Consider the following 23090-nt stretch of genomic DNA (forward strand, 5'->3'; position numbering starts at 1 on the left):
CTGAGGAGCCAGTCGGACTTGAGGATCACGGGCTGCAAAATGGCCCTGAGGCGCCCCAAGCCCGACAGACTCCTGAGGCGCTCAACCCACCCTCAGACCTCGCCCTTCACCACCGCATAACGCTCCAGCGTTTCGGCCCGCGCCAGGTCGTGTCGCACGATGGGCGCGGGGTAGGTCACCCCCAAGCTCACCCCGGCGGCCTGCAGCAGCGCCGCCGGTGCCTTCCATGGCGCATGAATGTCGCGCGCCGAAAGCGCGGCCAGCTCGGGCACATAGCGGCGGATGAAATCGCCGTTGGCATCGAACTTCTCGCTCTGCGACACCGGGTTGAAGATGCGGAAATACGGCTGGGCGTCGCAGCCGCTGCTCGCGGCCCATTGCCAGCCGCCGTTGTTGGCCGCCAGGTCGAAATCGTTGAGATGATCGGCAAAGTAACGCTCGCCCCAGCGCCAGTCGATGCCCAAATCCTTGGTCAGAAAGCTCGCCACCACCATGCGCAGGCGGTTGTGCATATAGCCGGTCTCGTTGATCTGGCGCATGGCCGCGTCCACCAGCGGATAGCCGGTGCGGCCCTCGCACCAGGCTGCGTATTGCGCCGGGTCGTTGCGCCACTCGATGCGGTCGTAAGTCGGCTTGAAAGCCGCATTCACCACATGCGGGTGGTGAAACAGGATCTGAAAATAAAAGTCGCGCCACACCAGCTCCGACAGCCAAACCCGCGCACCCTCGCTGCCCGCCTGCTGCCGCGCCCAGGCGATGGCGGCCAGTTCGCGCACCGAAGCCGTGCCGAACCGCAGGTGCACCGAGAGATAGCTCGGCCCCTTGCGCGCCGGGTAGTCGCGCGCCTGGTCGTAGTCGTCGATGCGCCGCTGAAAGTCGTCGACCAGTTCCCGTGCCCCCGTTGCGCCCAGCGGCAGTTTCAGCTCGCGCAGGTTCGTCGGCGCAAAGCCCAGCTCGGACAGCGTCGGCAGCGGCCGCTGCATCCTCGCGGGCAGCGGAGCCAGCCGCTCGGGCTGCACCCGACTGTCGAGCGGATGTTGCGGCTGGGCGTCATAGCGCGCCAGCCAGGCGGTGCGATAAGGCGTGAACACCGAATACGGCTTGCCCTGAGCAGTGAGCACTTCGTCACGCTCGAAGATCATGTGCTCCTTGACCGCATGCAGGTCACGGCCGTCTGCCCGCAAGGCGCGCTCGACGGCTGCGTCGCGCTCGAGCGCGTCAGGTTCATCATCACGGCCGCAGAACACGGCCTGCGCGCCGAGTTCGGCCGCCAGCGCCGGAATGGCCTCGCGCGCGCGCTCGTGGCGCACGATCAGCGCGGCACCGCGCTCGTGCAGCAAGGCGTCGATCTCCGCCACCGCCGCGAGGATGAACTCGACCCGCCGGTCGGCACGCAAGCCCCGCTGCAAAAGCGGATCGAGAATGTCGCGGTCGAAGACAAAGGCCAGCGCCACCTTGTCGCAGACGCGCAGGGCCGCATGCAGCGCCGCGTGGTCGTGCAGGCGCAGATCGCGCCGCAACCAGACCAGGCCCAAAGGCAGACGCCGCGCGCGCAGCGGTTCGGAGGAAAAAGAGGTTTCGGAGGTCATGGCCTTGAGTTATGTCGGGCAAGCCAAAACCATAACCCGACCGCGGCGACAGCGTGCGCCAGCGCGATAAACTCCGGGCTATGAACCCCCGGCCCGATGCTTCCAATCTCAGCAATCAGTTTTTGATCGCCATGCCCGGCATGGCCGACGAAAACTTTGCCGGAACCGTGGTCTACGTCTGCGAGCACTCGCCGCGCGGCGCTCTGGGCCTGATCATCAACCGCCCCTCCGACATCACCGTCAAGGAATTGTTCGAGCGCGTGGGGCTGGACACCTCCGGCCTACCCGCCGCGCAGCCGGTGCTGCAGGGCGGCCCGGTGCAGACCGAACGCGGTTTCGTCCTGCACGAGGCCACCGAAACCGCCTACGCATCCAGCCTCGACATTCCCGGCGGATTGCAGATGACCACGTCCAAGGACGTGCTCGAACACATGGCCGCAGGCGACGGCCCGGCCCGCAGCCTCATTGCCCTGGGCTATTCCGGCTGGAACGCCGGGCAGCTCGAAGAAGAACTCGGGCAGAACGGCTGGCTCACCGTCGAGGCCGATCCGGCCGTGCTGTTCGACACCCCGGTGGAGGCGCGCTTCAACGCCGCCATGGCGCTGCTGGGTTTCAACCCCGCCATGCTGTCCCAGACCGCAGGACATGCCTGACGCAGGCCATGCCTGACATCACCGCTGAAATCACCGTCCTGGGCTTCGACTGGGGAAAGAAACGCATCGGCACCGCCGTGGGCAACAGCATCACCCGCAGCGCCACCGCGCTTCGCACCTTGCGCGGCGATCGCAACGACCTCAAGTTCGACGCCATCGCCGCGCTGATCCGGGAGTGGCAGCCTCAACAACTCGTCGTCGGCCTGCCCTTGCACCCCGACGGTACCGCGCACGACAATACCGCCCACGCTCAGCGCTTCGCGCGCCAGCTCGAAGGCCGTTTCGGGCTGCCGGTGGCGCTGGTGGATGAACGCTACACCTCGGTCGCCGCCGAAGATGGGGGCGCCGACGACGTGGACAGCGCCGCCGCCCAGCTCATCGTCGAACAATACCTGCAGCAACGCTGACCATGTCTTCCGCTCCCGCTTCCCCCATCGCCCCTCCGCCCGATGCCGAGGCCCTCTACGCCCAGTTGCTCGCGCAGGTTCGCAGCACCGTGGCGGCGCAGGCCGAGCCGCCCTTGCTCATCGGCATCTATTCTGGCGGCGCCTGGCTGGCGCAACGTCTGCACGCCGACCTGCTACTCGCGCAACCCTACGGCGTGGTCTCGTCCACCTTTCACCGCGACGACTTCGCCACCCGCGGCCTGCATCCAAGCGCCAACCGCACTGCCCTGCCGGTGCCCATCGCCGACCGCGCCGTGCTGCTGATCGACGATGTGCTGCACACCGGACGCACCACCCGGGCGGCCATCAACGAGTTGTTCGATTTCGGCCGTCCGGCGCGCATCGACCTGGCGGTGCTGGTCGATCGCGGCGGCCGCGAGCTGCCCATCTGCCCGCAGATCGCCGCAGCCACCTTCGCCCTGCCCGATACGGTGTCGCTGGCGCTGCTGCGCGATGAAGACGTGCTCGATGGCATCCGCTTTCGCTTCGATCTGGTGAGCAAATAGACCGAGCTGGTGAACATGACCCGCGCCCACAACCCCCAACTCAACCAGCACGGCGAGCTGCGCCACCTGCTCACCCCCGAAGGCCTGCCGCGCGACGTGCTGCTGCACATCCTCGACACCGCGCAGGGCTTCGTGAGCTTCGGCAGCCGCGAGGTGAAGAAGGTGCCGCTGCTGCGCGGCAAGAGCGTGTTCAACCTGTTCTTCGAGAACAGCACGCGCACCCGCACCACCTTCGAGATCGCGGCGCAACGCCTGTCGGCCGATGTGTTCAACCTCGACATCCAGCGATCAAGCACTTCCAAGGGCGAGTCGCTGCTCGACACCATCGCCAACCTAGAGGCGATGGATGCCGATGTGTTCGTCGTGCGCCACTCCGACAGCGGCGCGCCCTTTCTCATCGCCCAGCACACGCCGCCACATGTGCACATCGTCAACGCCGGCGATGGCCGCCATGCCCACCCGACCCAGGGCCTGCTGGACATGTACACCATCCGTCATTTCAAGGGCGACTTCAGCAATCTCACCGTGGCCATCGTCGGCGACATCGTGCACTCGCGCGTGGCGCGCTCAGCCATTCACGCGCTCACCACCCTGGGCGCCGCCGAGGTGCGCGCCGTCGGCCCCAAGACCCTGGCGCCCGACAATCTGCGCGACATGGGCGTGCGCGTCTGCCATGACATGGCCGAGGGCATCCGCGGTGCCGACGTCATCATGATGTTGCGCTTGCAGAACGAGCGCATGTCGGGCGCGCTGCTGCCTTCCGCGCACGAGTTCAACATGACCTACGGCCTCACGCCCGAGCGTCTGTCGCTGGCCAGGCCCGACGCCATCGTCATGCACCCCGGCCCGATCAACCGCGGCGTCGAGATCGACAGCGCCGTGGCCGATGGCCCGCGCAGCGTCATCCTCGACCAGGTGCGCTTCGGCATCGCCGTACGCATGGCGGTGCTGTCCATCGTCGCCTCCGCGGAAAGCCAAGCATGAGCACCACGCAACTCCTGATCCGCGGCGGCCACCTCATCGACCCGCTGCGCGGGCTCGATGCCGAGGGCGACATCGCCATCGCCGGTGAGCGCATCGTCGCCGTCGGCAAACCACCCGAGGGCTTCGTCCCCGACCAGACGCTCGATGCGCGCGGCCTCATCGTCCTGCCCGGCCTCATCGACCTCTGCGCCCGCCTGGGTGAGCCCGGCTACGAGCACGAGGGCATGCTGGAGACCGAACTCAACGCGGCGCTGGCCGGTGGCGTCACCCGCGTGGTCTGCTCGCCCGACACCGATCCCGTGCTCGACGAACCCAGTCTGGTCGAAATGCTGCGCTGGCGCGCACGCCGCCTCAAGCGCGCCCGCGTCTATCCGCTGGGTGCGCTCACCAAGGGCCTCAAGGGCGAACGGCTGAGCGAAATGGCCGAACTCACCCGGGCGAGCTGCATCGGCTTCTCCCAGGCCGATACGCCCATCACCGACACCAAGGTGCTCTACAGCGCCATGCAATACGCCAGCACCTTCGGCTACAAGGTCTGGCTGCGCGCTCAGGACGCCTCGCTCAGCCGCGGCGGCATCGCCGCCAGCGGCGCCTATGCGCAGCGCCTGGGCCTGAGTGGCGTGCCCGCCATGGCCGAAACCGTAGCGCTGCACACCCTGTTCGAACTCATGCGCGGCACCGGTTGCGCGGTACATGTGAGCAAGCTCTCCAGCGCCGCCGGGGTGGCACTGGTGCGGCAGGCCAAGGCCGAAGGTCTGCCGCTCACCTGCGACGTTTCGATCAACAACCTGATGCTCACCGATCTGGACATCGGCTACTTCGACGCCCGGGCCCGACTCGATCCGCCGCTGCGCCATAGCAGAGACCGCGACGCCCTCCGCGCCGCCCTGGCCGACGGCACCATCGACGCCCTGTGCTCCGACCACACCCCCATCAGCGCCGACGACAAGACCCAGACCTTCGCCGACGCAGCGCCCGGCGCCACCGGGCTCGAACTGCTGCTGTCCACCGCTTTGCAGTTCGCCGCCGACACCCGCCTGCCGCTGGTGCAGGCGCTAGGCTGTGTCGGCCACCGCGCCGCCTGGGCCGCGGGTTTGCCGCCCGCCGCCCTCGAAGTCGGCGCTGCTGCCGAGTGCATCCTCTTCGATCCGCAAGCCCACTGGCGCGCCACGCCCGATGCACTGCAAAGCCAGAGCCGTCATACCCCTCTGGCCGAGCTGGAACTGCCCGGCCGCGTGCGACACGCGGTGATCGACGGCCGCGTGGTGTGGAGCGCGCAGCCTGTCGCAAACCCAGCATGAGCGTCACCGCACGGCATCCCGAAGGTGACGCCCCACTCCCTCGAAGAGTCGAGCGTAGCAAGGTGGGTAGTGCAGCGAGCGCGCCGGGCCGCTCCCAAGCGCTCATCCCGCAACGAGGAGGGTAGGCCAGTGAACACCGTGCCGGATCGCGCCATCGCGCCATCGGCAGCCGCAGAGCTTCCTGCCGATCCGCCTGCTGCGGTGCCCGCACCCGCACTTCGCCGCGTCAGCGCACCGCTGCGTTTCTCCGCACGGCTGGCCCGGCTCAGCGCCCATGCGCTCAAAGGCCAGCGCATCGTGCAGCATCGCTTTCCGCATCTGTCCGAAACCGAAAAGCGCCAGCACATCCGCGACTGGTCGGCGCAGTTGATCCGCCTCAGCGGCATCGCCCTGCAGGTCAATGGCGCCCCCCTGCAGACACCCTGTCTCGTTGCGGCCAACCACGTCTCGTGGATCGACATCTTCGCCATGAACGCCGTCCAGCCCGTGCGCTTCGTCTCCAAGGCCGAGGCCGCGCAATGGCCTCTCATCGGCCCCCTGGTGCGCGGCGTAGGCACCCTGTTCATCGAACGCGAACGCGCGCAGGACGTGGTGCGCGTCATCCACCAGATGGCGCAAAGCCTGCAGCAAGGCCATCACGTCGGCGTGTTCCCGGAAGGCACCACCGGCTACGGCCACAACCTTCTGCCGTTTCACGCCAACCTGTTCCAGGCCGCCTGCGTGGCCGACTGCCCAGCCGCGGTGCAGCCCGTGCTGCTGTTCTACGCCGACCAACGCAGCGGACGCTTCAGCCGCGCCGCCTCGTATGTCGGTGATGAAACCATGGTCGGCAGCCTGTGGCGCATAAGTGCGGCTGCGCCGCTGCGCGTCGAAGTCGACTACCTGCCGCCCCTTAAGGCCCCCACCCGTCGCGCCCTCAGCCAGCAAACCCACGCGGCCATCGCCGAGCATCTCTATCAGCGCCTGCGCGACAGCCGCTGAACCGGGGCGGGCTTCTACAATGTTTGGTTAATCTCCCCGTAGTTCAATGGATAGAACGGCTGCCTCCTAAGCGGCAAATACAGGTTCGATTCCTGTCGGGGGGACCAGTTTCCTCAGCTTTGCCCCTTGATAGGCGGCACGTTCAATTGCACATCGCCGCATTGCGCGCGGTGGCGCAGGGCGTGGTCGATGAGGATGATGGCCACCAGCGCTTCGGCGATGGGGGCGGCGCGGATGCCCACGCAGGGGTCGTGCCGGCCATGCGTTTCCACCGTGGTGGGCGCGCCCTGCATGTCCACGGATTGCCGCGGCAGACGGATGCTCGATGTGGGCTTGATGGCCATCGACGCCACCACGTCCTGCCCGGTGCTGATGCCGCCGAGCACGCCGCCGGCGTTGTTGGAGGTGAAGCCCTGCGGGGTAAGTTCATCGCCATGCTGCGTGCCCTTCTGCGCCACGCTTGCGAAACCCGCGCCGATCTCCACGCCCTTGACGGCGTTTAGGCCCATCAGCGCGTGGGCGATGTCGGCATCGAGCTTGTCATACAGTGGCTCGCCCCAGCCTGCGGGCACGCCGCTGGCCATCACCATGATGCGCGCGCCGACCGAGTCGCCCGATTTGCGCAGCGCATCCATATACGCCTCAAGCTCGGGAACGATGTCGACATTGGGCGCGAAAAAAGGGTTCTGATGCACCGCATCCCAGGTCTGGAAGGGGATGGGCACTTCGCCGAGCTGGGTCATGCAGGCGCGAACCATCACGCCGTGGTGCGCGGCCAGCCACTTCTTGGCCACCGCACCGGCGGCGACGATGGGCGCGGTCAACCTTGCCGACGATCGCCCGCCGCCGCGCGGATCGCGTAGGCCGTACTTGCGCCAGTAGGTGTAGTCGGCATGGCCGGGGCGAAAGGTGTCCAGGATGTTGCCGTAGTCCTTGCTGCGCTGGTCGGTGTTGCGGATGAGCAGGGCGATGGGCGTGCCGGTAGTCTTGCCCTCGAACACGCCGGAGAGGATTTCCACCTGATCGGCTTCCTGCCGCTGCGTCACATGGCGGCTGGTGCCGGGGCGGCGGCGGTCGAGATCGGGCTGGATGTCGGCCTCGCACAGGTCCATGCCGGGCGGGCAGCCGTCGATGACACAGCCGATGGCCGGACCGTGCGATTCGCCGAAGGTGGTGACTGCAAACAGCAGGCCGAGAGTGTTGCCGGACATGGAATGACTTTCAGAGTGAAGATGTGGGCACGTCACTTGAGATGCGGGCGGCGAGCGCCTGCAGCAGCTTGTCGTGCACGCCGCCGAAGCCGCCGTTACTCATCACCAGCACACGATCATCCGGGCGGGCTGCTGCGGCAACTGCCGCCACCAGCGCGCCGAGATCGTCGAACGCCTGCGCTTTGTCGCCCAGCGGCTGCAGCGCTTCGGCGAGATTCCAGCCCAGGCCGCCCGCGTAGCCAAAGCTCAGGTCGGAGTCGGCCAGGGCGCCAGGCAGCAGCGCCTTCATGGCGCCGAGTTTCATGGTGTTGGAACGCGGTTCGAACACCGCGAGAATGCGCGCCGATCGCGCCTGCGGGTCGGCCTGCATCTGCTGCCGCAGCCCGGCAATCGTGGTGGCGATGGCGGTGGGGTGATGGGCGAAGTCGTCGATGACCTGCACGCCGCCCACCGTGCCGCGCAGTTCCATGCGGCGCTTCACGCCCTGAAAGCTGCACAGCGCGGCGCAGGCCTCGTCGGCGAACACCCCGGCGTGCTGCGCGGCGGCAATGGCGGCCAGGGCATTGCTGCGGTTGTGTGCGCCGGTCTGCCCCCAACGCACTTCGCCGATGCGCTGGCCGCGCAGCCTCACCTCGAACTGCTGCTCGCCGCCTAGTGCTGACCAACCCTGCTCGCCATCATCGAAGTGCGCGACCTCGCTCCAACAGCCGCGCGCCAGCACACGGGCCAGCGCTTCAGACTGCGCGTTGACCACGAGCTGACCGCTGCGCGGCACGGTACGCACCAGATGATGAAACTGGGTTTCGATGGCCGCGAGATCGGGGAAGATGTCGGCGTGGTCGAACTCCAGGTTGTTGAGCACGGCCGTGCGCGGGCGGTAATGCACGAATTTGGAGCGCTTGTCGAAAAACGCGGTGTCGTACTCGTCGGCTTCGATGACAAAAAAATCGGTGCCGAGCCGTGCCGAGGCCCCGAAATCCAGCGGCACGCCGCCGATGAGAAACCCGGGATTCAGCCCCGCGACGTCGAGAGTGTGAGCCAGCATCGACGTGGTCGTCGTCTTGCCGTGCGTGCCGGCGACGGCCAGGGTCCAGCGGCCCTGCAGCACATGCTCGGCCAGCCACTGCGGCCCGCTGACATAAGGCAGGCCGGCATCGAGAATCGCCTCCATCAAGGGATTGCCGCGCGACACCACATTGCCGACGACCCACAGATCGGGTTTGAGCGCGAGTTGATCGGCGCCATAGCCCTCGATCAGGTCGATGCCCAACGCATGCAACTGCGTGCTCATGGGCGGATAGACCTGCGCGTCGCAACCGGTCACCCGGTGCCCGGACTCCTTCGCCAGCGCCGCCACGCCGCCCATGAACGTGCCGCAGATGCCGAGAATATGAATATGCATGGCGGGTCATTTTAGGAGCCTGCCCAACTTGAGAATCGCGCGCCGTTCAGCCGCAAGTCCCCGCAAACAGCTTTGCAAGGACAATAGGCGCTCCAACTTTGCCCGCCGCCACATGCCCATCGACCCGAGCGCCACGCCCGCCGTCACTCTCTATCTGGCCTCCGCCAGCCCGCGGCGCCAGGATTTGCTGCGACAGGTCGGCCTGCCCTTCACCTTGCTCGCGCCGCTGCCCGAAGAAGACAGTGAGGCGCTGGAAGCCGCGCTGCCCGGTGAAACTGCCGCCGACTATGTGCAGCGCGTCACCCGGCTGAAGCTGGAGGCGGCGCGCGAGCGGCTGGCCCGACGCCATCCCGGCCAGGCCACCGAGTCGGCCTTGCTGCTGTGCGCCGACACCACCGTGGCGCTGAACGGCCGCGTCTACGGCAAGCCGCGGGACGCGACTGATGCCGCACGCATCCTGCGCACCCTTTCCGGCGCCACGCACGAGGTGCTCACCGCGGTCTGCGTGCAACGCGGCGCGGTGCGCCACGCGGCCCTGCAAACCTCGCAAGTGCGCTTCGCGCCCTTGAGCGACCAGGACATCGCCGATTACATCGCCAGCGGCGAGCCCTTCGGCAAGGCCGGTGCCTATGCCATGCAAGGCCGCGGCGCGGCCTTCGTCGAGCAGATCAGCGGCAGCGCCAGCGGCATCATCGGCCTGCCCCTGTTCGAAACGCTGCGACTGTTGCGCGCCGCGGGCTGGCCGGATGCACCCCATACCCAAGAAGTCAAGACCTCGTCGCCATGAACCCCACGCCCGAAGACATTCTCATCAACATCACCCCGCAGGAAACCCGGGTCGCCCTGGTCGCCCACGCCGCCGTGCAGGAGTTGCACATCGAGCGCAGCCTGGAGCGCGGGCTGGTGGGCAACGTCTATCTCGGACGGGTCGTGCGGGTGCTGCCCGGCATGCAGTCGGCCTTTATCGAGATCGGGCTGGAGCGCACGGCCTTCCTGCATGTGGCCGATCTGTGGCAGCGGCAGTCCATCCCCGTGAATGCCGATGCCTCCGCCGAAGCCCCCGCCGCCCCGGCTGCGCAGCCCATCGAAAAACTGCTCTACGAAGGCCAGACCCTGATGGTGCAGGTGCTCAAGGACCCGATCAACACCAAGGGCGCGCGACTCACCACCCAGATCAGCCTGGCCGGTCGCATGCTCGTGCACCTGCCGCAGGACGACCACATCGGCATATCGCAGAAGATCGACGGCGCCGAGCAGCGCGCAGCGCTGCGCGAGCGCATGAGCGCGCTGCTGGCTGCGGAGGACGGCGGCTCGCAGGGTTTCATCGTGCGCACCAATGCCGAGGACGCCAGCGACGCCGAACTGGCCGAAGACATCGCCTATCTGCGCAAGACCTGGCGCGCCATCCAGCAGCGCGCCCACGACGCAGCCCCCAGCACCCTCGTCTACCAGGAGCTGAGCCTGGCGCAGCGGGTGCTGCGCGATCTGGTGAGCGACGCCACGCGCAGCGTGCAGATCGACTCGCGCGAAAACTTCGAATTACTGCAGGCCTTCGCCGCCGAGTACATGCCGCGCGTGAGCGACCGCCTGCAACTCTACCGCGGCGAGCGTCCGCTGTTCGAGACGGCGAATGTCGACGAAGAGATCGAGCGCGCACTGGGCCGACGGGTCGACCTCAAATCAGGCGGCTACCTCATCATCGACCAGACCGAGGCCATGACCACCATCGACGTCAACACCGGCGGTTTCGTCGGTGCGCGCAACTTCGACGACACCATCTACCGCACCAATCTGGAAGCCACCCAGGCCATCGCCCGCCAGCTTCGGCTGCGCAATCTGGGCGGCATCATCATCATCGACTTCATCGACATGCACAACGCCCAGCACCGCGCCGCCGTGCTCGACGAACTGCGCAAGTCGCTCGCCCGCGACAAGGTGAAAGTCACCGTCAGCGGCTTCTCTCAACTCGGTCTGGTTGAGCTCACGCGCAAGCGCACCCGCGACTCGCTGGCCCACATGCTGCTCGAACCCTGCCCCACCTGCGGCGGCCTCGGGCAGGTGAAGACGGCGCGCACCGTGTGCTACGAAATCCTGCGCGAGATCCTGCGCGAAGCCAAGCAGTTCAACCCGCGCGAGTTCCGCATCGTCGGCGCTGCAGACGTGATCGACCTGTTCCTCGAAGAAGAAAGCCAGCACCTGGCCTCGCTGTCGGACTTCATCGGCAAGCCAGTATCTCTGCAGGTCGAACCCGCGTTTTCGCAGCAGCAATACGACATCGTGCTGACGTAACCCTCCCAGTTGGTTCGCGCCGATTGAACCCAGATTGTCCATGAGGCGGCGCTACGCGCCTGCACGGGCGCTGGCTGTCGGTTTGGGGCCTCTTTGGCCCCGTGCTTCGCGCCCACGCCCATAGCTTGGGCTATGGACTTGTCGCGCGAGGGCAAATCCAGCCCCAACCCGCCGCCCGATTATCCCGTGCCCTAATGAACAAACTGGGTTGAACGCAGGTCTGTGGCCTCATCACACAGCGGCATGGCCATAGGCGCGCTGCGTCATATGCAACAAATCAGTCACGATGTAACGGACTCACGCCCCCGCTCGCCTGCCATCGGCCCCGTGCACGAGGCACCGATGAACCGCACGGTGCGGAAAATATCGGCCACTCCAACTCGGCGAGCCATCAAGCGCCCCCGCAAGATATTGAAATGTATGGAATATAATAATTCAATTATTCTGTTATTTAAGTTAATAAGTATTCTTTTATATTTATGATCTCGCATTCAACACAAAATAAATTCATATAAATAACAAGAAAAATCAGTTTGTTAAGAGTTGCAATCTCAATTGAAATCCTTCTCGCTGAAATCCATCAGCCAAGGGCCGCACGGCGCGCTGTCGAGGCCCAAGACAAACCAAAGGAGGGGATTGTATGAAAAAGCGCATCTTGGCGGCCGTTTTCATCATGGAAGCAAGCTGTCAAATCGCCCATGCCCACGAAGGTGTCCAGCTTTACGGCGTCATCGATATGGGCTTCGAAAGACTGACCTATGACCACACCACACTGAACCGTCTCGGTTCCGGTGTGCAATCCACCGACCGGATCGGGATACGCGGCGCGGAAAATCTAGGGGGAGGTCTGCAAACATTTTTTGATGTCGAAACCGGGTTTTGCGGAAATGGCACCAATTCATTCCCCGGCAGCCTCGTCTACAAAGGCGATGGCAGCGCAGTGGGCTCGAGTTTCTGCTCGGGCGGCGGCTTCATGGGACGCCTCAGCGTTCTGGGATTGAAAAGCCACTACGGTGTTATCAAGGCCGGGCGTTTTTATAGCCTGAACTACGATAACCTCGTCAAGATCGATCCTTTCATGACCGGCATGACCGGAGCCGTGAAAAACATCGATCCTGCGGGTTATAACTTTGTTCGCTTTTCCCAGGCAGTTGGCTACACCACACCGAACTTTGGTGGCGTGACCGGCGCGCTGCTGTATGCCTTTGGAGGTCAACCAGGAAGTTTTTCAAAGGGCCAGTCGTATGAGATGAGCGTGGATTACACATCTAAAACCTTGACTGTGGGTGCGGATTACCTCAAAAGCAATCATCCTTACAGTGCCAGCACGAAATTCAACCCTTATGCCTCCCTAGCCTGGGAATTCGGCCCCGTGACCACGCTGACCCAGGAAAGTTCGTTCAACAACGAGGTCGTTCAACTCTATGGGGGATATGACTTTTCGGTTGCCAAGGTGACCGCGCTCTATAGCGACGAGAAATACGGCCAGGGCTTTCCCTATGCCGCAGGCCAGTCCGCACCGCATCTAAAAATCTGGATGCTGGGTGCAACGGTACCGTTACCGCAAGGCAAACTGCTGGCTTCGATCACCCGTCGCAGCGATGCAAACAAATCCGGAACAACCGCCACGCAAATAGCTGTTGGATATGTCTACCCGCTGTCGAGACGGACGAATCTCTACGCCTCGTATTCGCACATCAGCAATGACAAAGCCACCGACCTTTATGTAGGCGATAACGGTTTTACCTCACAGGGTACCCTCGGCGGCACCAGTTCCACCGGCTTGGCCGTCGGCCTGCGCCATTTCTTCTGATGGCGTCGAGCCATCTCCCACTTTGACTCAGGTGATTCCATGAAACAACCCACCCGACGCGCCCTCATTGGCGCCGCCGCGACGGCCTTCGCTTTGTTGTCCACTGGAGTGGCGCATGCCGAGGCCACAGCACCCGCCGCAGCCACTCAGGCACACTACGGCGCGATTTTCCAGATCGATTCCGGCAGCCCTGGCGCCATCAAAAAAACCATCAACAATATCGAAAACCTGCTCCACGATCCCAGGCTCAAGGGAAAGGTGCAGGTCGAATTGATCGCCAACGCACAGGGTTTCGCTGCCTACGTAAAAAACAACGGTTTCGAGCAGAAACTGCAGTCTCTGCAGCAGCATGGCGTGCTGCTCGCGCAATGCGCAAATACGCTGCGCGAGCTGCATGTTGATCGCAAGGATCTGTATCCCTTCATCACCGTGGTACCCTCCGGCATGGGTGAGATCACCATCCGCGAAGCGCAGGGCTGGGCTTACATCCACCCCTCGGCGCCGAATCCTGGTTTGTGATCGGAGCGCCCCCGCCAAATCAGGCACGGCCCTACGCGAGGCAAAAACTGGGATGCAAGGCATCCCAGTTTTTAACTTGTCAGGCCCTCAAAACATGGCCCTCGCTCACTTCGGGCAGGTCGCCGTGCTGCCGGGCACCTTGCCGACCAGCAGGAGGAAGGAAGAGAACGGGTCCATCGCGCGCATGGCGACCATCTTGGGGCCCTGGAATTCGAGGCGGCCGAACATCATGGCCTTCATCGGGCCGTATTCGCCCTTGCCCATTTCCTCCCACTGCTTGGTGTTGGCGTGCATGAGGAAATCGACGTCGAAGTTGGGCTTGAGGGTGGGTGCCCCGCCGTAGACACACATGGCCTTGTCGTTCTGCAGTTGCAGCTTGAGTTCAACCACCGTGTCCTTGCCGCAGTCGGTGCGGTACATCTCCACCAGCTTGTAGCCACGGCCCTTGTCGTCGTGCATGAACTCGCCCTTGAGGCCGTTGGTCAGCTCGGGGGTGTTATTCCAGGCGGTACAGGCTTCGCTGGCCCATTGGGGCGACATCAGCACCGGGGCGTCGGCCCAGGCGTTGGCGGCAACGGACGAGAGAGCCAGACCGGCGGCCAGACCGAGGGCTTGCACGGTACGACGGGGGTTGAACATGGCTTTCATAAAGTTTTGTCTCCGAGTGGGTTGATACGTTCGCGCAGGGGGTGAGGGTGCCAGACCATGGCGCGACGACATGGCACAAGGCGAAGGGGTCTATGGGTTGAGCAGTTCCTGCGCACGCTGGGCAAAGGCGCTGGCCTGCTTTTCGTCGATGAACAGGCGGACGAACTTGACACAGGCCTGCACGGCCGCGGCGCGACCTTCGGGTGTGTCGGGGTGCTGCTCGATTTTCTGCACCAGCCGGGGGGCCTGGGCCCCGAACTGTTCTTCCACCAGGGCGATGAGCAGGGCGTGCGGATTGGTCGCAGTCGGGCTGGCGGCTACGCCGACTGTTGCTCTGGGCAAAGCGCCAGCCGTCGCCCCAGCCGTACCGCCTGCGCTGAGGATGAGATAGCCCTCGTCGATCAGGCCGCGCAAGGCCTGCATGCAGCGCTGGGGATCGGTGCCCGCCTTGAGCAACTCGGCCACCGGCCTGTGGCCGTCTGCCATGATGAGCAGGTTGCGCTGCCCGGGCAGCAGACCATGGGCGCGGGTGGCAAGCTCGTCTCGACCCTTGGGCGTTTTTTCGAAAATCCAGTCCAGCGGCAAATCAGCAGACATCCACCTCGGGTTCGCGTTGACCGCGAACCTGCCTCCAACATTTTTTTGTCCTTGTCCGCGTCGCATCGCGCGGTAGTGGGCGGAGTATGCCGGTATAGCACCGACTTGGCACCGGGATAAACCAGTAAAAAAGCCCGCGCGAGGCGGGCAGAGAAGCACAGCGGGATGAGCCAGGTCAGGCTTTGGCGGTGGCGGGCAGGCCGGTGATGTAGCCCACGGCGGCGCCGTAACCGTCTTCGTAGTTGGCGTTGATCAGAGGCTCCAGGGTGGTGAACACTTTCGCGTGCAGGCCAGTGGTGTCGGTCACGCCATTGGAGGTGACGGTCTTGATCTCCCAGTCACCGGGATGCTGGAAGTTGCTCATCACATACATCCAGCCGTTGATGTCATCCACGCCCTGCAGGCCGGTGCTCTCCGCGCCCGCAGGCGTGGAGAGGATGCGGCTTAGCGCTTTGGTATCGACGTTGTAGGCCCAGAGGAAGTTGTTGACGTGCATGCCGCTGTCTTCGCCGATGAACAAGGTGCGCAGCTTTTCCGAGAACTTGATGTTGTCGGGGTTGGCGATTTTGTTGGGGTTGGCGAGGTTACCCAGGGCGTCGGGGGTGGCGAGGTCTTCGCCGACCAGCGCCGCAGGCGCGGCCATGTCTACGGGCACCCAGTCGCTGTTCATCGCGGCGCCGCTGGTATCGGTCTGGCCGCCCTTGAGGTTGAGGGCGTACACCGCACCGGCGTTGGGCCCGGCAACCTTGAAGCCGGGAATGCTGCCGTCGACCATCGACTTCTGGATGTAGGACATGGCGGAGTAGGCCACCTTGTCCTTGACGTTGACCGTCGTGCCTTCCATTTTGGTGAAGGCCATGGTGCCACCCATGAGGCCGGCGTAGCGGTGGGTTTCGAGAAAGGCGGCAGCCTTTTCCTGCCCGGGCACGACCTTGATCCAGTTTTTCTTGCCACCCAGCCAGACCTGGGTGTAGCTGGCATCGGCGGGATCGGTGGTCTTCACGTCCATGATGCTTGGCGTTCCACCCGCGGTGGCCGCGGTTTGAGCCATAGCCAGCACTTCGTCGCTGGTGGCGTGACCGAGGTTGACCCACTTCAGAGTGAAGGTGCCAGTGCCCTGCCCCGCGGGGCTGGTCTGCGTAGCCTTGGCGACGTAGAGCGTGCCGGCCGACAGATCGGCGGCTTTGTCGGCGATGAACAGGAACAGACCGCCGTTGGTGGTATCGTCGCCCATCAGGCAGGTGCGCTGGTCAGGCATGACCTGAATGAGCTCGTGCGAAATGCGGCCGAGGCAGTAATGCTTTTTCACCGTGCCGGTGCCATCGGGGTTGACGGTAACTTCGGGCATATGGCCATAGAGGTAGGGATTGGCCTTAACCGGATCGGCCGAGGCGGTGGCGTCGCCGTATAGGTTGTTGATAAAGGCCTGGAACTGGGTATTCTTGGCGATGGCGGCGGCGTCAGGCTCGTATTCCTCGCTGCTGAGGTGCGTACCCCAAGGCGTGATGCTGGCGCCGCAGGTGATCCACAGGCCATTGGCGGGCTTGGTGGGGACGTTGTAATACTTCACCAGACTGAGCTTGCCGGTAGCCGGGTCCTGGTCGAGGGTGAGCACGGCGATCGGAGACGGCAGAGTGCCGTAGGCGGATTGACCCGCCAGATTCAGGCTGGTGTATTCAAACTGCACCACGGCGAACACGGTGTTGCCCTTCACCCCGGGGACTTTGGCACCCGGCACAGTCAGCAGCGAGGTGCCGTCGGGGGCGTCGGAGAAGAACTGGCGCTCCTTGCCCGGCACGGACTTGTCGATGATAGGGTTGCCGTTGATGTCGAAATAGCTCCCGGCGATCACGGTGCCGCCGTTGCCATCGGGCACCGGTTTGCCGGTGATGAAAAACGCCTGATAGCCCAGCGGGTAGTTCTGCACACTGCCATCGCTGTAGGTCACCTTGAGAGCCGAGGCCACGCTGGTGGTCGCCATGTTCGCAGGCACGCTGAGATCGGGAGCTGCCATGGCGCTGAACGCGGTAGCCGTAGGAGTGGCTGCGGCAGCGGTGGTACCGCCACCACCACAGGCCGCGAGCAGGGCCGAGCCGCCGATACCGGCGCTCAAGGGAAACAGGGGAACGCCACCGAACAGCTTCAGGGCCTGGCGTCGCGAAGGATTGGCTGGGACTTGGGACATCTCGAACTCCATCAGGGAAAGGCAGTAACTCGGGTCGTTACCGATGAATACTAAAAGTTACATTTCCACTGTGACAGCTCTATTAACCCCATGACCCCGCTGCGCCCGTTTTTGGGCGGGCGCCTGCGCCAACGTGCGAAGATGTTGTGTTGACGCCTGCCCGACGCTTTGCATGATGCCGAAATCGCTTGCCCGCCACGCCCACCCTCCCCGCAACCCCGTGCGCCGTCTGTGCCTGCAAATGAGCGCAGGCCTGGCCCTGGGCTCGCTGCTGCCCAGGGCCGCTCGTGCTCAGACCGCTTCGCAGGCATCGGCCCCAGAGGCAGCTAGCCTGGGTGACTGGAGCGCCCGCGAGGTGCAGTCGCTGGTTGCGCGCATCGTCGATCGCAACCAACTGCCCGAAGCCCTGGTGACGCGGCTCATCGCCCAGGCGCAATACAGCGCGACGGTGGCACGTCTCATCCTCCCAGGCCCGCCGGGCAAGAAGAACTGGAAGGTCTATCGCAGCCGGTTTCTTGACAGTCTGCGCATCGGCGCGGGCAGCGATTTCATGCAGGAATTCGGCATCTGGTTCCAGCGCGCGCAGGAGCGCTACGGCGTGCCGCCGCACATCGTCGCAGGCATCCTCGGGGTGGAGACGATCTACGGCAGCAACATGGGCAACTTCCGCGTGCTCGATGCGCTCTCGACCCTGGCGCTGCGCTACCCCGCGCAAGCGCCTCGCGACCGCAGTGCCTACTTTGGCGTGCAGCTCGGCGACTTCTTTCAGTGGTGCGCCCGGGACGCACGCGACCCCCTGAAGGTGCGCGGCTCGTATGCCGGGGCCATCGGCATGCCGCAGTTCATGCCCGAGAGCATCCTGAAATACGCGGTGGATTTCGACGACGACGGCGGCATCGATCTGATCAACGACCCGGCGGATGCCATCGGCTCGGTGGCCAGTTATCTCGCGGCCAAGGGTTGGGTGCGCGGCCAGCCCACGCATTTCCCGCTGCAACTGCCGCAGAGTCTGCCACCCGATACGCTGGCCGCCCTGCTCGCCCCCGACATCACCCCGACGTTCACCGCCGACCAGCTGGTGGCGATGGGGCTGCCCCTGCTGCCGCAGGCCCGCGCCTATGCGGGCAAGCTCGCCGTGGTGCAACTGCCCAATGCCGGGGCCGACCCCGACTATGTGCTGGGCACCGACAATTTCTACGTCATCACGCGCTACAACCAGTCGGCCTTCTATGCGCTGGCGGTCATCGAGCTGGGCGAGGTGGTCTCAGCCGCCGCCACTGCCGCGAAAACTCAATCCTGAGGCGTGGCGCTGAGCTGGCGTATGCCATCGAGCACGATGGCGCTGAGCTCGGCCACATCCTGACCGAGACGGCGTGCAGCGGCCTGGTCGCCGACGTCGAGCGCAGCCTTGGCCTGGCGGGCCAGTTCGTGGATTTCGGCATGCTGTTCGAGCAGCAGCCCGTAGCGCGGATCGCGCCCGTAGTACAGCCGCCCCTGGCCATGGAGCCACAGGCCCAGGTGGCACTGGTTCTCGGCCTCCGTTTCGAGCACGTGTTCGGGAAAGGGTGCTTCGCCGCGCACCGCCTGCTGCAGCCGCTCGACCCGGCGTCGCTGCGCGACCTCGACCTCATGCGGAAATGCGGCGGCGTGCAAATGGGCTACGGGCCGCACCCAGGTCTGCACCCAGGTGGGCACGGCCTCGGCCGGCAGCGGCCGGGCGATGGCATAGCCCTGCGCCAATGTGCACTCCATCGCCGCGAGCACCGAGAGGTGTTCCAGCGTTTCGGCGCCTTCGCCGATGACCTCCAGGCCCAGCAGATTGGCGGCGGTGACCACGGCCGAGACGATGGCGAAATCCTTCGGGTCGTTGACCATGTCGCGCACGAAGGACTGGTCGATCTTGATGGCCTGCGCCGGCAGTTGCTGCAGATAGGTGAGCGAGGCCGAACCGGTGCCGAAATCGTCGAGCGCCACGCGCACGCCCAAGTCCTGGCAGGTCTGCAGCACCAGCCGCGCCTGCTCCAGATTGCGCAGCGGTGCCGATTCGGTCACTTCGAGCATCAGGCTGCTGGCGGCAAAACCGGGGTGGTTACGCAGCGCCAGTTGCAAATCGTCGAGAAACTCGGGGGCCAGCAGATGCTCAGCGCTGATGTTCACCGCGATGTGCAGGTCCAGCCCCTCGGCCTGCCATTGCGCGCCCTGGGTCAGCGCCTGGTCGAGCACGAAACGGCCGATGGCACGCGCCATGCGCCCATGGTCGAGCACGCTGGCGAAATCCGAAGCCACCCTCTCCTGCTCTTCTTCGCCCCGCAGGCGCAGTAGCGCCTCCACGCCCACCACGGCAGGGCGGGCGGGGTCGCCGCCTATGGCCACGATGGGTTGATAGCGCAGCAACAGCCGACCTTGCTGCAGCGCGCTCTCCACGCTTTCGAGCAGATGTTTTTCGCGCTGCGCCCTGAGCTCGAAGTCGGGCTTGAACCGCAGGTATCGATCACGGCCGGCCGACTTGGCCGCGTAAAGGGCCAGGTCAGCGCGGCGCAGCAGGGTTTCGGCATCGCCACCGTCTTCCGGGTAGAACGCGCAACCCAGGCTGACCGAAATCGACGCCTGCCGCCCCACGCCCAGATCGAAGGGCTGGCGCATGGCGGCGAGAATGCGCTGCGCCGCCGCCTCTGCCGCTGCCTCGCCGTCAAAGCCGTCGGTCAGCAGCACGGCGAACTCGTCGCCTCCCATGCGCGCCATCACCTCGCCCTCGCGCAGAATGGCCTGCAGGCGCTGCGCCGTCTCGCGCAGCAAGGTGTCGCCGGCCGAGTGGCCATAGGCATCGTTGACCTGCTTGAAACCATCGAGATCGAGCAGCAGCAGGGCAAACCGCCCTTGCCGCTTCCACGCCGATTCGAGGGCCTCTTCCAGCCGTTCGCGCAGCAGCGCGCGGTTGCCCACTGCCGTCAGTGGATCGGTGATCGCCAGGGTGCGCAGCCGCCGCTGCTGAGCCAGTGCCTGGGTCTGCTCGCGAACGATCTGGCTCCTGGCGTAGCGGTACAGCGCGGTGAGCAACAGCAGTAGAACCACCAGACCCACCATCGGCGGCCAGATGGTGCGCAGGTATTGCGACCACAACAGGCTGCGCGGCACCGAGACGGCCACCGCCAGATCGGAATGCGTCTGCAGACGTTGCCAGCTGCCCATGCGCGTCTCGCCATCCGCAGCGACCCAGGCGTCGTAGTGTGCGCTGTCTGCGGCCGGATGGTCGATCAGCGACTGTAAAAATCCGCCTCGCTGAGGGCTGGCAAAAAACGACTTGCTCTGGGGCGCAGGCCAGCGCGCCAGCACATGGCCGTCGTCGCGCGCCAGCACGGCGGCCAAACCGGTGTAGGGCAGCGCCGTGTTGGCCAGGCTCTGCTGCAGGAAAGTCTGGGTGCTGACGGCGGCAATCACGTAGAAGGCCGGATGCTTCTGGCCTGCCGGAATTTCGCGCACCAGCGGAATGATCCAGTGGCCCGTCAAAGGGCCGATCAGCGGACGGCCGATGATCAGCCCGGTTTTCTTGGGCAACGCTCTCAGCCGGTCGAGCGCTGCCATCAGCGCCGGGTAGTGGCGGAGATCGGGCAGATTGTCCGACCGCATCGAACTGCCCAGCAGACGGCCATCCATCGACACCACGTTGACCGAAAGCGAGCCCGGCAGCAGAGCCTGGCGCCGCTCCAGCAGAATCTGCAGCACCTCGGGATGATCCAGCAGATCAGCCTTGTCCTCCAGGTCGGCGCCCGTGGCCTCGAGCACGGAGGAATAGCCCTGGAAATACGACTGCGTGGCTGTCACCAGAAAGCTGGAACTGGTGTCGAGAGCGTCGTACATAATCTGGCGCTGGTTGCGCCAGGCGGTTGCGGCATAGAGCAGCGCCAACACAATGAACGCCGTGAACAGCCCCCAGTAGGTACGCTGCAACCAGCGCTGGGCGATGGGGCCCGGAGCCAATCGCTGATCGCGGGGCGTGGAAAAGGGCAACTCGGCCTGTGGGTCAACGGCCTGCGACTCCGCCCCGTACGTCAGCGTATCGGGCGCGGAGCCTCGGGTGATCGGCTCGGAACTCATGCAGGCGGATGGGACATGACGGCGGCTTGATGGGGCTTTGGCGTGCTTCTGCCACCCCACCGCACTTTACATGGCAGGGGTAGGCTGGGCAACGCCCGGCCCTGGGGGCGCTCACAGTTCCTGTTCCAGCGCCACCGGCTGCTTGCGTGCATTGAGTGCCACATGAATCCCAGCGAAGATCAACAGAGCCGCCCACAGGTGGTACCAGTGAATGGTCTCGTGCAGAAACAGCCAGCTCAGAAGCGCGGCGAACAGCGGGGCGAGATTGCCGAAGTACGCCGGAATCTGCGCCCCCACGCGCCCGACCGCGCTCCCCCAGCACCAGTAGGCCAGCAGCGAAGGCAGTACCGCCACATAGGCCAGCGCCAGCCACACCGGGCCGCCCCAGTGCGTGACCTGCCCGCCGATCCAGCGTTCGGCCAGCATGAAAGGCAGAATGGACAGCACGCCCCAGATCATCTGCGCCGCCAGTGAGGTCATCGGTGCCAGGCCCAATGGCCGCTGCCGCAGCTCCCAGGTGTAGATGGCCCAAAGGAACACCGCGACCAGCATGATGAGGTCGCCCGGCGCGACATGCAGTGCCGCCAGATGCGCCAGATCGCCCTTGGCCACCACCAGCGCCACCCCGGCAATCGACAGCAGCGCGCCCACCCATTGCGCCCATCCCACCGCCTGCTTGTAGAACGCACCGCCGATGAGCAGGATGAACACCGGCGCACTCGACGTGATGAGCGAGACATTGAGCGGGGTGGTGGTCTCCAGCGCCACATACTGCAGCGAGTTGTAGCTGCCCACGCCCAGCATACCCATGATGGCCAGCGACACCCACCTGCGCCGCACCACCGCGCGGTGGCGCCACAGATCGGGGCCGACGATGAGCAGCGCCAGCAGCAAGGCGAATAGCCAGCGGTAGAAACTCAGAGCCAGCGGCGGAATCTGCCCCACCATCAACCGCCCGACCACGGCGTTGCCAGCCCAGAACAGCGGCGGCAGGGTGAGCAACAAGGCGGTTTGCGGATCGAGCAGGCGTGGTTTATCGTGTGGCATGGGTGCATTATTTCAGTGCGTTTCAGTGCGCGTGTTTTTCTGCTTGTCGCCATCATGCGTATCGCCATCGTCTCCGACATTCACGGCAACCTGCCTGCCCTTGAAGCGGTGCTCGCCGACATCGCCGGGCGCGGTGCCGATCTCACGGTGAACTGCGGTGACCTGCTCAGCGGCCCGCTGTGGCCGCGTGAAACCGCTGAGCGGCTCATGGCGCTGAACCTGCCGACCATCGCAGGCAACCACGAGCGACAGTTGCTGGCCTGCGCTCGACGCCCCGGCGGCGCGTCAGATCAATATGCGTTCGAGCACACCACGGCAGCACAACGCGAATGGCTGGCCGCGCTGACCGGTCGGTTGGAGCCGGTGCCCGGGGTCCTCATGGTGCACGGCAGGCCAGACAGCGATCTGGAGTATCTGCTCGACACGGTCGATGCCGCCGAGCCCTCAGGGGTGCGGGCTGCTACGCCCGGCGAGGTGGGCGAGCGCGTGCGCGGCGTAGGGGGCGGAACTCGTGGTCTGCGGCCACAGCCATCATCCGGGTGTGATGCAGCTTCCCGGCGGCCCGCTGGTGGTCAACCCCGGTAGCGTCGGCCTGCAGGCCTATGACGATGACCACGGCGGACTGCACTGGATACGCAACGGCAGCCCGCATGCACGCTACGCCCTGTGCGAGCGCAGCGGCAGCGGCTGGAGCGTGGCGCTGATCGCCGTGGCCTACGACTGGGAGCAAGCCGCTGCGCAGGCCCGGCGCAACGGCGCGTACGACTGGGCGCTATGGTTGCAGAGCGGCTGGGCTGCGGCGACATGAGGCGCGCGCCGGTAGA

The 23090-nt window shown here is 65.2% G+C and carries 19 protein-coding genes, 1 tRNA gene and 1 pseudogene; 13 read left to right on the forward strand and 8 right to left on the reverse strand.

The annotated features are described in order from the left end of the window. Positions 1–92: 92 nt before the first annotated feature. Complete coding sequence (locus ASC45_RS00380; protein WP_055449058.1) at positions 93–1589, reverse strand: cryptochrome/photolyase family protein; 1497 nt, start codon at positions 1587–1589, stop codon at positions 93–95. An 80-nt stretch (positions 1590–1669) separates the two neighbouring features. Between ASC45_RS00380 and ASC45_RS00385 the strand changes: the two genes are divergently transcribed. From ASC45_RS00385 to ASC45_RS00415, 7 genes are all read left to right on the forward strand, one after another. Continuing rightward, positions 1670–2242, forward strand: a complete 573-nt coding sequence (locus ASC45_RS00385) for a YqgE/AlgH family protein (RefSeq protein ID WP_055449059.1) — start codon at positions 1670–1672, stop codon at positions 2240–2242. Positions 2243–2250: 8 nt separating this feature from the next. Further along, the gene (ruvX, locus tag ASC45_RS00390; protein ID WP_072242939.1) at positions 2251–2649 is read left to right on the forward strand and encodes a Holliday junction resolvase RuvX; all 399 of its coding nucleotides are present in this window, start codon (positions 2251–2253) and stop codon (positions 2647–2649) included. 2 nt (positions 2650–2651) lie between these two features. Continuing rightward, positions 2652–3194, forward strand: coding sequence for a bifunctional pyr operon transcriptional regulator/uracil phosphoribosyltransferase PyrR (pyrR, locus tag ASC45_RS00395; protein WP_055449061.1), 543 nt, complete (start codon positions 2652–2654; stop codon positions 3192–3194). Between the two features lie 15 nt (positions 3195–3209). After that, a complete protein-coding gene (locus tag ASC45_RS00400) occupies positions 3210–4178 on the forward strand; it encodes an aspartate carbamoyltransferase catalytic subunit (protein ID WP_055449062.1) in 969 nt (322 codons plus the stop codon). Beyond that, entirely contained in the window at positions 4175–5479 is a 1305-nt protein-coding gene (locus ASC45_RS00405; RefSeq protein WP_055449063.1) for a dihydroorotase, read from the forward strand. The genes ASC45_RS00400 and ASC45_RS00405 overlap by 4 nt, the downstream gene beginning before the upstream one ends. A 129-nt stretch (positions 5480–5608) precedes the next feature. After that, positions 5609–6460 (forward strand): lysophospholipid acyltransferase family protein, encoded by an 852-nt coding sequence (locus tag ASC45_RS00410; protein ID WP_245609895.1) that lies wholly within the window; start codon positions 5609–5611, stop codon positions 6458–6460. 32 nt (positions 6461–6492) lie between these two features. Further along, positions 6493–6567: transfer RNA gene (locus tag ASC45_RS00415), tRNA-Arg, on the forward strand. Between the two features lie 6 nt (positions 6568–6573). On the opposite strand, the gene aroC is transcribed toward ASC45_RS00415, so the two are convergent. Together aroC and mpl are read right to left on the reverse strand one after the other, a co-directional pair. Beyond that, positions 6574–7671 carry a chorismate synthase gene (gene aroC, locus ASC45_RS00420; RefSeq protein WP_055449064.1) on the reverse strand — a complete coding sequence of 366 codons (1098 nt, stop codon included), beginning with the start codon at positions 7669–7671 and terminating at the stop codon, positions 6574–6576. Between the two features lie 10 nt (positions 7672–7681). Then, complete coding sequence (mpl, locus tag ASC45_RS00425; protein ID WP_055449065.1) at positions 7682–9073, reverse strand: UDP-N-acetylmuramate:L-alanyl-gamma-D-glutamyl-meso-diaminopimelate ligase; 1392 nt, start codon at positions 9071–9073, stop codon at positions 7682–7684. Positions 9074–9185: 112 nt separating this feature from the next. Between mpl and ASC45_RS00430 the strand changes: the two genes are divergently transcribed. From ASC45_RS00430 to ASC45_RS00445, 4 genes are all read left to right on the forward strand, one after another. Further along, positions 9186–9860: a Maf family protein gene (locus tag ASC45_RS00430; RefSeq protein ID WP_055449066.1), complete on the forward strand. Its 675-nt coding sequence runs from the start codon at positions 9186–9188 to the stop codon at positions 9858–9860. Then, entirely contained in the window at positions 9857–11362 is a 1506-nt protein-coding gene (rng, locus tag ASC45_RS00435) for a ribonuclease G (RefSeq protein ID WP_055449067.1), read from the forward strand. The genes ASC45_RS00430 and rng overlap by 4 nt, the downstream gene beginning before the upstream one ends. A gap of 640 nt (positions 11363–12002) precedes the next feature. Beyond that, positions 12003–13175, forward strand: coding sequence for a porin (locus ASC45_RS00440; protein ID WP_055449068.1), 1173 nt, complete (start codon positions 12003–12005; stop codon positions 13173–13175). A 39-nt stretch (positions 13176–13214) separates the two neighbouring features. Then, positions 13215–13694: a DsrE family protein gene (locus ASC45_RS00445; RefSeq protein WP_055449069.1), complete on the forward strand. Its 480-nt coding sequence runs from the start codon at positions 13215–13217 to the stop codon at positions 13692–13694. A gap of 105 nt (positions 13695–13799) precedes the next feature. Here the strand turns inward: ASC45_RS00445 and ASC45_RS00450 are convergent, their stop codons facing one another. From ASC45_RS00450 to ASC45_RS00460, 3 genes are all read right to left on the reverse strand, one after another. Next, positions 13800–14342 (reverse strand): SCP2 sterol-binding domain-containing protein, encoded by a 543-nt coding sequence (locus ASC45_RS00450; RefSeq protein WP_055449070.1) that lies wholly within the window; start codon positions 14340–14342, stop codon positions 13800–13802. 90 nt (positions 14343–14432) lie between these two features. Next, positions 14433–14939, reverse strand: a complete 507-nt coding sequence (locus ASC45_RS00455; RefSeq protein ID WP_055449071.1) for a hypothetical protein — start codon at positions 14937–14939, stop codon at positions 14433–14435. A gap of 175 nt (positions 14940–15114) precedes the next feature. Next, entirely contained in the window at positions 15115–17124 is a 2010-nt protein-coding gene (locus ASC45_RS00460) for a PhoX family protein (RefSeq protein ID WP_055449072.1), read from the reverse strand. A gap of 175 nt (positions 17125–17299) precedes the next feature. Between ASC45_RS00460 and mltB the strand changes: the two genes are divergently transcribed. Next, a complete protein-coding gene (mltB, locus tag ASC45_RS00465) occupies positions 17300–18424 on the forward strand; it encodes a lytic murein transglycosylase B (protein WP_245609896.1) in 1125 nt (374 codons plus the stop codon). Here mltB and ASC45_RS00470 read toward each other — a convergent pair. Beyond that, positions 18415–21219 (reverse strand): EAL domain-containing protein, encoded by a 2805-nt coding sequence (locus ASC45_RS00470; RefSeq protein ID WP_055449074.1) that lies wholly within the window; start codon positions 21217–21219, stop codon positions 18415–18417. The genes mltB and ASC45_RS00470 overlap by 10 nt on opposite strands. 111 nt (positions 21220–21330) lie before the next feature. Further along, positions 21331–22266: a DMT family transporter gene (locus ASC45_RS00475; RefSeq protein WP_055449075.1), complete on the reverse strand. Its 936-nt coding sequence runs from the start codon at positions 22264–22266 to the stop codon at positions 21331–21333. A 54-nt stretch (positions 22267–22320) separates the two neighbouring features. Here ASC45_RS00475 and ASC45_RS00480 point away from each other — a divergent pair. Then, a pseudogene (locus ASC45_RS00480) lies at positions 22321–23074 on the forward strand (metallophosphoesterase family protein). The last annotated feature ends 16 nt before the right edge of the window (positions 23075–23090 follow it).

Source organism: Thiomonas bhubaneswarensis, from assembly GCF_001418255.1.
GTDB classification, from domain to species: Bacteria; Pseudomonadota; Gammaproteobacteria; order Burkholderiales; family Burkholderiaceae_C; genus Thiomonas; species Thiomonas bhubaneswarensis.